This is a genomic window from Aeromonas cavernicola (genome assembly GCF_002795305.1).
Lineage (GTDB): Bacteria > Pseudomonadota > Gammaproteobacteria > Enterobacterales > Aeromonadaceae > Aeromonas > Aeromonas cavernicola.
Genome location: NZ_PGGC01000080.1, coordinates 1 through 12,101, shown reverse-complemented (window position 1 = coordinate 12,101; position 12,101 = coordinate 1). Strand labels below are relative to the sequence as shown.

The window sequence follows — 12,101 nt, the reverse complement described above, 5'->3', positions numbered from 1 at the left end:
GCTCTCCCCCACCGTCGTAGCGTTCGAACATCACACAAAAAACAGAGCCAGTCCGCCTTAGCTAACTGGCTCTGGACTCATTACCTCAGGGCACGCCGTTAGAGCAGCTCACGGGCGGCTGCCACGATGGCGGCGGCGGTCAGACCATACTCCTCCTGTAAGAAGGGTTGGGGACCCATTTGACCGCAGCGCTCTTTCACCCCGACTCGGCGCATGGGCACTGGCCAGATTTCCACCAGCACTTCCGCCACGGCCGAACCTAATCCATTATGAATACTGTGATTTTCACAGGTCACGATCCCTCCAGTCTGTTAGGCGTACTGCTGCACCAGTGCCCGATCGAGAGGTTTGAGGGTGAACATGTCGATAACGGCGGCACTGACCCCTTGTTGCTGGAGTTCCCGGGCAGCGGCTAGCGCTTCGGTGACCATGATGCCGTTGGCAATCAGGGTGATATCGGTGCCATCGCGTAGCACATTGCCCTTACCGATGGTGAAAGTGGATCCCGGCAAATAGACAGTTGGCGCCAGTTTGCGGATGACGCGTACTCCTTAGAATCCCCACCAATCAATCAACTGGTTGAGAATAGCGGCAAACATCACCCCATCGGTGGCCTCCAACACCACGGCGTCGGCCAGCCCATGGATGATGCCCATGTCCTCAAACGACATGTGAGTGCCGCCGTTATGGCAGGCGGTGATGCCTGCATCGGAGGCGATCACCTTGACGTTGCCCCGTTGATAAGCTTGCCGCCAAACTCTGTCTACGGGACAATTGCTGACCCAGCAGGCTGATGGCGCCAAGTTGACCTCATCCGTTGTGGCGAGCAGTTGCTGTTCGCCCGCTCGGTTAGTTAAACAACCCTTTTAACAGCTGATCGGCGGCTTTTTTAACCCCTTCATGATTGGCCTTGTCGCCCAATAGCTTATTGAGACCACGCTCGGCCTCTCTGCGGGCTTTCTGTTCTAACTGCACGTTGCTGCTCAGCAGAGATTTTACGTCAAGCCGATAGGTGGGAGCCAGCCAATGGCCACCAATCCTGACCGGTATGGAGAGGTCTTTGAGTTCATCCACATCTTTGCCCCCTTGGCCCTTGCTGCTCTCGACGATGGCTAGTTGCAACAAAAAATCGAGCGTCTGCGCCGCTAGCTCAGTTTGACCTTGCCCTTTTACCCGTAAGGCGGGGGCAAACAGGGCAATATCTTGGCTACTAGCCAGTCCATTGGCGATCTGGAAGTTGGCACTCAGCGCAGCAAAATCGGTGCGGCGCGCCTCTTGCACCTCGGTGAGCCCCTTGCCGCTGAGAGTGGCCCGTGCCTCGCGGATCATTTGTCCCAGATGAATGCCATTTAGCGCCCCATCTCGCAGCGCAAGCGCAACCTTGCCCTGCATGTGACGAGAGAGGGCCTGTTCAGAAAGCCCCACCCCTTGCAGCGTGATGGCCAGATCGCCCTTGCCGATCAGCTGGTTGCTGTTGGCTAACGCCTGCAACAACGGCTGCACATTAACCCCGACTATCTGCTGGCTCAGTTGATAACGGGCCAAAGAGTGGCGGGCATCCAGCTGCCCCGTGGTGCGCACTTCCCCCCCCGCCACCTTGGCATTGAGTTTGGTTAGGGTCAGTTGACCACCCTGTAAGGCCAATTGCAGGTCGATGGCACTCGCCTCAAGCCCTTTTAGCCGCAGACGATCAAGTTGCAATTGGGCACTGACATCAAACTGTTGGAGCCCCTGCAAATCAGGCTCTGTAGTGGCCAGTGCAGGGCGTTTATCCGCACCTTGTGGGGTCACATCAGGGGCGCTTGGCGCTGGTCCTGCCGCCTTAGCCGAGGCACTGCTGCCTGCCGCGCTGGAGGGAAACCAGCTATCGAGATCAAGTCGATCCCCCTTGAGCGTCAACGCCAGCTTGGGAATGGCTCCCAGCTGAAGACGCCCATCGCCCGCTAGTTGGGTATCCTCTGCCTTGAGCGCGATCTGACTGAACACTAGCTGCTGGCGGGCGAGATCAACATGGCCCGCCCCACTCAGTGCTAGGGCGATGCGGGGCTTGGCCAACGCAGGGCCTTGCAAGGTAGCGGTAAGTTGCACCGCAGCGACCGTTAGTTGCTGTTCCCCTTGGTCTAGCTTGACCTTAAGCGTGCCCGCCACATCGCCCGTTAAGCTGGGCTGCGGCGCACCGAGCGCAGCCTTTAAGTCGATAGCAAGGTTGCCCCACTGCCCGACAGCGAGCCGATCGGCGGTCACCGACAAGGCCTCTACCCGCCGATCTGGCAAGCCAATGCTCCCGGTGAGGGTCAGCTTTTGTAGCTCACTCGCCAGCATGGTTGGCGCGAGCTTCAGCTCGGCCTTGCCGCTGAGGTCAAACCCGAGCGGGCCCTGGGTCCCCTTGGCCACCACAGTGATCGGCACCCATTGCCCGGCCGCTAGCTGGCCGAGCTCAAGGTCTAGCTGCGCCAGCTGAAATTGCCGCCCACTGCGATCATCGCGCAGCACCGCACTGGCCTGCGCCAATACCACGCCCTGCAAGCTGATCTGCCAAGGCTGGCTTGCGCCCTGCGCTGCCGTGGCATTAACCGCTGACGCTGGCGGCGTGGCGGCAGGGCGCGTTTGCACCAACCCCGTGAGGTTAGAGTCGCCATCGGGCTTGGTCTGAATAAAAAGGTGTGCCCCAGCTAGCGTTACCGTGCCGACAGCCAACTGGCGAGATAACAACGGCAGCAGCGCGACCGAGGCTTCGCCCCGCTCAAAGCGCAGCAAATCCGGCTCATCAAACCCCGCTGGATTACGGATGGCGACCCGCTCAAGGGACAAACCAATGGTTGGCCAAAAACGCCAGCCGATGTCACCGTCGATCACTAGCTCTCGACCCGTGTTATTGCGCACCAGCTCTACCAATGCTGGCTTGAATTGATTGGGATTGAGCAGGCTGACTAATGCGATGCCCGCCAGCAACGTAGCCATCACCAACCCCAGCAATATGTATATGACCTTTTTCACGATGGGCTCCTTGGATGCTGACCCTGTTGCCTGACTATACACCGCCGCCCCATACAAACGGCGACGGTGTCACCATCTTGATGATTGTTGTCACTTTTTGTCACAACAAATCGACAATTTCTCGCAACCTCATGGCATCGGCCATGGCATTATTGGATGCTGAATCATTGGCTTGATTCAGCATCCAATTACCAATAACGAATGTTGAGCATATCGTCATATAAGGAAATCCCATGTTGAAGCGTGTTAGCACCCTGTTGTTACCTGTGATGTTTGGCGCCTTAGCCCTGCCTGCGCTGGCTGGCGACCTTGAGCAGCCGATGAAAAAGATCGGCTTTAACTACAAGCAGGCGGTCAAAGCAGATGATGCTGCGGCCATGGAAAAACACATCAACGAGATGAAGGCACAATTCGACGTTGCCAAGCAAAGAAACATGCCCGCCGCCAAGAAAGAGAAGTTTTTAGAGGGCATGAACGAAGTACAGACTGAGCTGGATGCAAGCTTGGCCGCCCTTAAGGCTGGTGATGAGGCCAAAGCCCGCGAGCATCTAGCCAAGGTCGACAGCCTCAAGAAGGAGTATCACAAGTATGCCAAGCAAAAAGGGTAACGCCTTTCGCTGGGATACGGTGGTACGTTTCACCCATTGGGGGATAGCGGCGGTTTGCATCAGCAACCTCTGGATCAACGAGGCGGGGGAACAGTGGCATGAGTGGTTAGGCTATACCGCCATCGCCCTGATCAGCGTGCGCTTGGGTTGGGGGCTAAGTTGGGCCAAAGGGCATGCCCGCTTGGCCGCCCTGATTCCAACCGGTGCCGATTTTCGCCAACAAGCACAAGAGATGCGCGAGCGGCTGCCGCCCGCCCCAGGCCACCATGGCAGCGGTAAGTTGGCGGTCTGGGCCCTGTGGCTGGTGGTGCTGGCGACCGCAGGCAGTGGCTGGTTCCAAAATACCGAGCTGGGTTTTGAGCTCGGGGCCAGTGACTGGCACGAGTGGTGCACTTGGCTACTGCAAGGCTTGTTGGCCTTACACCTGCTGGCCATTGGCTACACCTCTTGGCGCCAACGGAGCAATTTGGTCAGTCGGATGCTGCCCGGCAGATCCATCAGGGCACTTAATCCCTCTCACACCGACCCACAGTAAGATGACACACAGGCCCCTTTGCACGGCAAGGGGCCCGCTTTAGCCCGCCACATCGCGGTAAGACAACCGCCACCCCACGGCGTCATCGCCTCCCCTTATCCCTCACGACCATCCCCGCCCATGCGTAGCCAAGCGACCTGCTCCCTGAGGGATGTCATCAGCAGAGTGAGGGCAATCGCGCGCCACGGTGCAAGGCACCAGCTAGGCAACACAGAGCAGGGGATCAACCTGAATGGGACAAGTGTGCGATGACGCGGACTACGCCGCGTCATGGTCAATAAGTGGGGATCTATCTTGGGGATTCACGCGAATAAATCACTAACGAGGCAGTTATTCCTGCTCGAAATCTTCGATCTCTTTGCCCAGCGCCACCATGATAGCCCGCACTTTGGCTGGCACGCTGTCAGGGTGATCTTTACGCAGATCATCATCATCAGGCAGCGGTTGACCGGTAAAGGCGTGCAGGAAGGCTTCGCAGAGCAGCTCGCTGTTGGTCGCATGGCGCAGGTTATTTACCTGGCGACGGGTGCGCTCATCGGTCAATACCTTTAACACCTTGAGCGGGATCGAAACGGTAATCTTCTTAACCTGTTCACTCTTTTTACCGTGTTCCGCATAAGGGCTAACGTAATCGCCGTTCCACTCTGTTCCCATGACTCACCTGTTCCTCATTGGCCGTGAGCGCGGATCTTAACCCTTGCCTTGATGAATGGCAATCCAACGGCAAAGCCATTTAGACGTCTGGAAGTGTTGACGGCTTTTTCATGCTGGCGTAGTGTGAGGCACCATAGGCTGACAATCTGGTCAGTCATGACGGGGCATGGATGTGGCACGCTGCGGCCACCAGTTGAAGGAGAACACTCATGAGTCATAAGGCCACCCTCGCGGTTCGTACCGGCATTGAAACAGACACCCAGCACGGGGCCGTGGTGCCGCCTATTTACCTCTCCAGCAACTACACCTTTGCCGACTTCGGCGAACCCCGTCAATATGACTATGCCCGCTCTGGCAACCCCACTCGCGCCAATCTGGCCGATGCGCTGGCGGCGCTGGAGGGTGGTGCTGGCGCGGTGGTCACCGGCACCGGCATGGGCGCGGTACATCTGGTCACCACCGCCCTGCTCAAGGCAGGGGATCTGCTGATCGCACCCCATGACTGCTACGGCGGCACCTGGCGCCTGTTCGAATATCTGGCGGCCAAGGGCCACTACCGCGTGCAATTTGTCGATCAAGGCAACGAGGCGGCCTTGGCCGAGGCGCTGGCGCAACAACCGACACTGGTATGGGTCGAGACCCCCTCTAACCCCTTGCTGCGGGTGGTGGACATCGCCGCGATCGCCACGGCATCCCATAAGGTCGGGGCCAAGGTCGTGGTCGATAATACCTTCCTCTCCCCCCTGTTGCAGCAGCCGCTGGCATTAGGGGCCGATGTGGTGGTGCACTCCACCACCAAATACATCAATGGTCACTCCGATGTGGTAGGCGGTGTTGCCGTCGCCAAAGAGTCGGTACTGGCCGAATCCCTGGTGTGGTGGGCCAACTGCTTAGGGCTTACCTCTGGGGCATTTGACTCTTACCTGACCTTGCGTGGCTTACGTACCCTGGCGCCGCGTTTGCGTACTCATCAAGAGAACACCGACCGCATCCTTGCCTACTTACAGCAGCAGCCACTGGTCAAGCATATCTATCACCCCAGCTTGCCAAACCATCCGGGCCATGACATTGCGCGCCGTCAACAATCGGGTTTTGGCGCCATGTTAAGTTTTGAACTCGATTGCAGCGAGATCGGCATTCGCGCCTTCCTCTCGGCCCTCACCCTGTTTTCGGTCGCCGAATCTTTAGGGGGAGTAGAGAGCTTAGTGGCCCACCCAGCCACCATGACGCACCGCGCCATGACCCCAGCCGCTCAGCAAGCGGCCGGGATCAGCCCGCAGTTATTGCGGTTATCGGTCGGCATTGAGCACGCGGACGATCTGGTCGCTGATTTGGCTAAGGGATTTGCCCACGCGCAACAGGCAGAACAAGGAGAACCATAAATGGAACAGCAACAGGGAGAACGAGTGGTGGCGACAGTAACCGCAGGCAAGCGGCGGCATGTGCACAAGTTTGGCGGCAGCAGCTTGGCTGATCCCGTCTGTTATCGTCGGGTTGCCGCCATTGTCGAGCAGCAGGTGAACGGGGATGAGCTGGTGGTGGTCTCTGCTGCGGGCAAGACCACCAATCGGCTGATCCAGCTGGTGGAGTTAGCAGAAGCCGGGGATGAAGCCGCCGGTGAGGCCATTACGGCGCTCCAGTCCTATCAGCAAAGCCTGATTGATGGCCTGTTAGAAGGTCCGCTCCAGCATGAGCTAAGCCAGCAGTTAGCGGATGACATGCAGTTGATCGCTAAAACCCTCGAAGGGCACTTTGATCGCTTCGAGCGCAACGGCTTGCTGGCGTTTGGTGAAGTCTGGTCCGCCCGCCTGCTCGCCGCACTGCTCACCAGCCGTGGGGATAAAGCGATCTGGCTCGATGCCCGTAGCTTCTTACGCGCCGAAGATGGCGCGTTAGTGAAGGTCGATACCGCCCTCTCCAGCGAACTGCTCAAAGCCAGACTGGCGGAACACCTAGGCCGGATCGTCGTCACCGGCTTTATTGCCGCTGACATGAGCGGCCGCTCGTTGCTGCTTGGCCGCAATGGTTCAGACTACAGCGCCAGCCTGTTAGCCCTGCTGGCGGATGGTGAATCCACCACCATTTGGAGCGACGTGGCAGGGGTCTACAGCGCCGACCCGCGCCGCGTCAAAGAGGCCCGCCTGCTAGAGCGCCTGAGCTTGGCTGAAGCCAATGAGCTCGCCCGGCTCGGCTCCTCAGTACTGCACTCGCGGACCCTGCAACCGGTGGCCGATAGCCGCCAACGCCTCACCCTGCGTTGCAGTTATAACCCCGATGAAGGTTGTACCCATATTCTGCGCCGCGCGCCCCGCTCTGGGGGGGCCCGCATCGTCTCATCAGTGGACCACATAGCCCTGATCGAGCTAAAAGTGCTGCCGCAGGCCCACTATGAGCAAGCCGTTGCCACCATCGAGGCCCACCTCGCTCGCCACCGCCTCAACCCGCTCACCTTGCAGCGCCAAGCAGACCGCCGCATCCTGCGCCTCGCTTACACCCTAGAGGTCGCCGAAGGAGCCTTCGACATCCTGCGAGACTTCCAATTGCAAGGCAGTTTCACTGGGCTTATCCAAAAAGAGGGCTACAGCTTGGTGGCGCTGGTGGGGGCTGGGGTGACCGATAACGCCGAACAGTGTCACCGCTTTTATCAGCTGCTGGCGGATCAACCGCTGGAGTTTGTCCACGTGGCCAAAGATGGCTTGAGTTTAGTTGCGGTACTGCGCCAAGTGGTGCTAGAGCCGCTCTTAATCACCCTGCACAGCGCCCTGTTTAGTCGTCCGACGCGGGTGGGGCTAGTGCTGTTTGGCAAGGGCAACATCGGCGGCCACTGGCTGGGGCTGTACGCCCGTGAGAAAGCCCGCCTCGAACATGAACTCAATCTGGCACTCACCCTCTACGGGGTGTTCAGCTCAGAGGGGGGACAGCTCGATGAAGAGGGGCTCGACCCACTTAAGCTGCCTGATGGCACCCTCAGACCCTTGATCTGGCCTGAGCTGCTGACCCAACTTGAGCAACATAGCTTTGACACCCTGATCGCTCTGGATATTACCGCCAGCGAAACCGTGAGTCGCTACTACCCGGACTTTGCTCAGCTCGGCATCCACATCATCGCCGCCAACAAGTTTGCAGGGGCCGCCGACAGCGAATTTTATCAACGGGTCAAGCAAAGCTGCCGCGACCATCAGGTGCAGTGGCGCTACAACGCCACCGTGGGCGCCGGATTACCGGTGCAATCGAGCATCCAGATGTTGCGCCAAAGCGGCGATCGGATTAAGGGAGTATCAGGTATCTTTTCCGGCACCCTCTCGTGGCTGTTCCAGCAATATGATGGCAGCCGCCCCTTCTCCGAGTTAGTGGACGAGGCGTGGCAACAAGGGTTGACTGAGCCGGACCCCCGCGAGGATCTCTCCGGCCAAGATGTCCGCCGTAAACTGCTGATTTTGGCGCGAGAAGCGGGTTTTGCCCTCGATTCAGCCGACATCACGCTAGAGAATCTGGTGCCTGCCGCCCTGCGCAACGCCAGCGCTGAGCAGTTTATGGATCGGCTCAACGAGCTCGATGAACCGATCTTAAGCGCCTTTGAAGAGGCGCGCCGGGTCGGTAAGGTGCTGCGCTATGTCGCTCGGATTGAACACGATGGCAAGGCGCGAGTCGGCTTGGAGGTGTTAGAGCCGCATCACCCCTTTGCCAACCTACTGCCCTGCGACAACGTGTTTGCGATCGAAAGTGACTGCTATCGGAGCAACCCGCTGGTGATCCAGGGACCTGGCGCGGGGCGCGACGTCACCGCCGCCGCGATTCAATACGATCTCTGGCAAATCTGCGCAGCGCTGTAACGGCGCATCATAGCCACTTCCCCTCATCAGGGCGCCATCACGGCGCCCTTTTTAATAGCTGAGATAATGTGTGAGTCAATTGGCCTCTTTGTGCGTTAGATCCACCTATTTTTCCCACCATCGAGAGATAATCTGTTTTTTATCAGTATGTTATGTGGTTTCCAGCTGCTTTTCTTCACACATTGCCGTTAAACTCACAGACTTAGTGCTCAGCACTGCAACCTTTGCGACATGGCAGTGTCATAAAGCTACAACCCCAAAAAGTGCTTTTGGACAAGCACTTATAGATTCAATAAGGAATAACGAATGCTCTCTCTCAAACAGCGGCTGGGGCCATTCTGGCCATTTGCTATCTTCTCGCTGATCGCGCTTTTATCCTTGTCGCTTAGCCGGATCGCCTTAGGGCTATGGCAACTAGAACGTGTCGAGGCCGTTGCCGGTTGGTCACAAATGCTGCTACAAGGAGTGCGGGTTGATGTGGCAACCCTGTGCTGGGTGTGGGGGGTGCCTGCGATGCTGACCCTGCTGCTGGCCAGCCCCACTGCCATCGGGCGTGCTTGGTTGCAGCTAATGCGGGTATGGCTGACGCTGGGACTCTGGTTGATGCTGTTTCTCGAGATCTCAACTCCGTCCTTCATCACCGAATATGGGGTACGCCCCAATCGCCTCTATGTCGAGTACCTCATTTATCCGAAAGAGGTGTTTGCCATGTTGTGGGCTGGCCGCAAGGGGGAGTTACTACTGGCCGCATGCTTTAGCGGTGCGCTACTCAGTGGCAGCTGGTGGCTAAGCGGCCGCCTGATGGCAGGCCTCAGCTTCCCACGCTGGGTGCTGCGCCCGCTGTTTGCCCTGCTGATCTTGGCCATCGGTTTTCTCGGGGCCCGCTCTAGCCTTGGTCATCGCGCCCTCAACTCAGCGATGGTGGCGTTTGCCAGTGATCCCTTGGTCAACGCCTTGACCGTCAACTCCGCCTACTCGGTGTTCTTCGCCATCAAGCAGATGGGCGCGGAAGAGAACGCCAGCCAGTTTTACGGCAAGCTCAGTGAGCAACAAGTGCTTGCTATCGTGCGCCAAGAGAGCGGCCGCCCAGCCAGCGCGTTCAATTCCCCCACCCTGCCGAGCCAGACCTTCAATCTTGCCAGTGCCCAAGGTAAGCCCAAAAATTTGGTGATCTTGCTGCAAGAGAGCCTCGGTTCTCAGTTTGTGGGCTACCTCGGTGGCTTACCCTTGACCCCCAACATCGACGCGCTGGCGCAGCAAGGCTGGGCATTTGAGCGGCTGTATGCCACCGGCACCCGATCGGTACGGGGGATCGAGGCAGTGCTCACGGGCTTCACCCCCACCCCGGCGCAAGCAGTGGTCAAGCTGGGCAAGAGCCAAACTAACTTTTTCACCTTGGCAGACCTGCTCAAGCAACGGGGCTACAGCACCAGCTTTATCTATGGCGGGGAGAGCCATTTCGATAACATGCGCAGCTTCTTCCTCGGCAACGGCTTCACCACCATCGTCGAGCAGAAAGATTATAAAAACCCGGTCTTCAAGGGATCGTGGGGCGCATCGGACGAAGACTTGATGGCCAAGGCCAATGAGACGTTTCAGGCGCTGCATAAAGAGGGTAAGCCCTTCTTTAGTTTAGTGTTTAGCTCCAGCAATCATGATCCGTTTGAGTTTCCAGATAACCGAATTGAACTCTATGAACAGCCCAAACAGACCCGTAACAATGCGGCTAAGTATGCCGATTACGCCATCGGGGAGTTTTTCAAGCAGGCTAAGCAAGCCGACTACTGGCAAGACACCCTGTTCTTGGTGATCGCCGATCACGATAGCCGCGTCTCTGGAGCCAACTTGGTGCCGATCCCGCGTTTCCATATCCCCGGCGTTATCGTTGGCCAAGGCATTGCGCCGCAACAAGATAAGCGGCTGGTCAGCCAAATCGACATGGGCCCGACCCTGCTCTCTTTAATGGGGATCAGCGCGAGCTATCCGATGTTGGGTAAAGATCTGACCCAGATGCCGGCCGATTGGCCCGGACGCGCCATGATGCAATACGATAAAAACTTCGCCCTGATGCAGGGTAACGATGTGGTGATCCTGCAGCCTGAACGCCCCGCTGAGGGATACGTCTATGACTTTGCGAACGAACAGCTCAGCCCCGCCCCTCAGCCTGACACCCTCAAGCAACATGCCTTGGGGTTGGCGTTATGGGGCAGCCTTGCCTATGAAAAAGGGCTCTATCAAACGGCAAAAGAGACAGCAGCGGTCAAATAACCCCCACCACTTAGCACCCGTGCCGCGCCTGCGGCACGGGTCTCGCTCCTACCCGCAATGTCTGCCAGCAGCCATGGTGCTGAGCATCGCCCTTACCCCTGATATGCCCCCGCTGAATAGGTCAGCTCGTAACTATGGCTGTAGATCTCGACGATGTTGCCGAAAGGATCTTCCATGTAGACCATGCGATAGGGCTTCTCGCCGGGATAATACTCACGCACCGGCATCCGCTGCTTGCCACCCGCCGCGACGATCCGTGCCGCCAGCCCCTCAACGTCTGGATCCTGCACGCTAAAGTGGAATACGCCAGTCTTCCAGAACTCAAAATTGTTCTCGCGCTGCTCGCTGTTGGGGAACTGAAAAATCTCGATCCCAATCTTGTCACCGGTCGACAGATGAGCGATGCGAAATGAGCCCCAGCCAGGACCAAACACATCGTTGCACATCACCCCGATAGCGGAGTCATCTTCAGTGATGGTGGTGGGCGGCATAATGAGATACCAGCCCATGACTTGGGTATAGAACTCGACGGCTTTATCGAGGTCAGTCACCGTGATCCCGATATGGGAGAAGTTGCGTGGATAGGTCATAGGTCACCTTAACACTGTGTCTGTGGAAAACAGGTGACATGATAGGCAGGACAGCCATAATGAAAAATAAGGCCAAACTAATATAAGACATAAATAAAATTTATGGTTAATCCACTCTGGTTGCACACTCTGCTAGCGGTGCATGACACGGGGAGCTTTACCCGCGCCGCCGAACGGCTGGATCTCACCCAAGCCGCAATCAGCCAGCATATTTCGCGCCTAGAGGCCGAGTTTGGGACGCTCCTGCTGCGCAAGCCCCGCCAATTGGAATTGACCCCCCGTGGCATCATGGTCCTTGAGTTCGCTCGCCAACAGCAGCAAGCCAGCGCACAGCTACGAGCTCGCCTCTGTGACGATGATCCTTACCGTGGTGCCATTACCCTGGCCACCCCCGGCAGCATTGGCCTGCTGCTCTATCCCCTGCTACTAGATCAGCAGCAAGCCCACCCAGCCCTCACCATTGCCCACCGTTTCGCCCCCCCCCCAGAGATAGTGCAAGCGGGGCTGAGTGCCCGTGGCGATCGGGGCTTGGGGGACCAACCGCCTGACAATCCTACCCCCACCGCCGAGCCCTTCGCCCGCGAGCCACTCTCCTAAGTGCTTCCCAATGATGGCG

General features: G+C 58.0%; 11 protein-coding genes and 1 pseudogene. 7 read left to right on the top strand and 5 right to left on the bottom strand.

Annotated elements, in window-relative coordinates:
- Window positions 1–98 precede the first annotated feature (98 nt).
- From CUC53_RS19220 to CUC53_RS09130, 3 genes and pseudogenes are all read right to left on the bottom strand, one after another.
- Window positions 99–476 (bottom strand): annotated as a pseudogene (locus CUC53_RS19220) (transketolase C-terminal domain-containing protein).
- Between the two features lie 75 nt (window positions 477–551).
- Window positions 552–803: a transketolase family protein gene (locus tag CUC53_RS19040; RefSeq protein WP_201796738.1), complete on the bottom strand. Its 252-nt coding sequence runs from the start codon at window positions 801–803 to the stop codon at window positions 552–554.
- A gap of 46 nt (window positions 804–849) precedes the next feature.
- Window positions 850–2,997: an AsmA family protein gene (locus tag CUC53_RS09130; protein ID WP_100293870.1), complete on the bottom strand. Its 2,148-nt coding sequence runs from the start codon at window positions 2,995–2,997 to the stop codon at window positions 850–852.
- 14 nt (window positions 2,998–3,011) lie between these two features.
- Between CUC53_RS09130 and CUC53_RS18855 the strand changes: the two genes are divergently transcribed.
- Genes CUC53_RS18855 through CUC53_RS09120 form a run of 3 tightly spaced genes read left to right on the top strand, consistent with a single transcriptional unit; the run spans window position 3,012 to window position 4,140 of the window.
- Window positions 3,012–3,173, top strand: coding sequence for a hypothetical protein (locus CUC53_RS18855; RefSeq protein WP_157798238.1), 162 nt, complete (start codon window positions 3,012–3,014; stop codon window positions 3,171–3,173).
- A gap of 57 nt (window positions 3,174–3,230) precedes the next feature.
- The gene (locus tag CUC53_RS09125; RefSeq protein ID WP_100293869.1) at window positions 3,231–3,605 is read left to right on the top strand and encodes a cytochrome b562; all 375 of its coding nucleotides are present in this window, start codon (window positions 3,231–3,233) and stop codon (window positions 3,603–3,605) included.
- Window positions 3,586–4,140, top strand: a complete 555-nt coding sequence (locus CUC53_RS09120) for a cytochrome b/b6 domain-containing protein (RefSeq protein ID WP_100293868.1) — start codon at window positions 3,586–3,588, stop codon at window positions 4,138–4,140. The genes CUC53_RS09125 and CUC53_RS09120 overlap by 20 nt, the downstream gene beginning before the upstream one ends.
- A gap of 330 nt (window positions 4,141–4,470) precedes the next feature.
- Here CUC53_RS09120 and metJ read toward each other — a convergent pair whose 3' ends face one another.
- Window positions 4,471–4,794 (bottom strand): met regulon transcriptional regulator MetJ, encoded by a 324-nt coding sequence (gene metJ / locus CUC53_RS09115; RefSeq protein WP_100293867.1) that lies wholly within the window; start codon window positions 4,792–4,794, stop codon window positions 4,471–4,473.
- 209 nt (window positions 4,795–5,003) lie between these two features.
- Between metJ and metB the strand changes: the two genes are divergently transcribed.
- From metB to CUC53_RS09100, 3 genes are all read left to right on the top strand, one after another.
- Complete coding sequence (gene metB / locus CUC53_RS09110) at window positions 5,004–6,176, top strand: cystathionine gamma-synthase (RefSeq protein ID WP_100293866.1); 1,173 nt, start codon at window positions 5,004–5,006, stop codon at window positions 6,174–6,176.
- Window positions 6,177–8,627 (top strand): bifunctional aspartate kinase/homoserine dehydrogenase II, encoded by a 2,451-nt coding sequence (locus tag CUC53_RS09105; RefSeq protein WP_100293865.1) that lies wholly within the window; start codon window positions 6,177–6,179, stop codon window positions 8,625–8,627.
- 306 nt (window positions 8,628–8,933) lie between these two features.
- Complete coding sequence (locus CUC53_RS09100) at window positions 8,934–10,895, top strand: LTA synthase family protein (RefSeq protein ID WP_100293864.1); 1,962 nt, start codon at window positions 8,934–8,936, stop codon at window positions 10,893–10,895.
- 92 nt (window positions 10,896–10,987) lie between these two features.
- Here the strand turns inward: CUC53_RS09100 and CUC53_RS09095 are convergent, their stop codons facing one another.
- Complete coding sequence (locus tag CUC53_RS09095) at window positions 10,988–11,485, bottom strand: lactoylglutathione lyase family protein (protein WP_100293863.1); 498 nt, start codon at window positions 11,483–11,485, stop codon at window positions 10,988–10,990.
- Between the two features lie 102 nt (window positions 11,486–11,587).
- Between CUC53_RS09095 and CUC53_RS09090 the strand changes: the two genes are divergently transcribed.
- On the top strand, window positions 11,588–12,082 hold the full coding sequence (locus CUC53_RS09090) for a LysR family transcriptional regulator (RefSeq protein ID WP_100293862.1): 495 nt from the start codon (window positions 11,588–11,590) through the stop codon (window positions 12,080–12,082).
- Window positions 12,083–12,101: the final 19 nt, after the last annotated feature.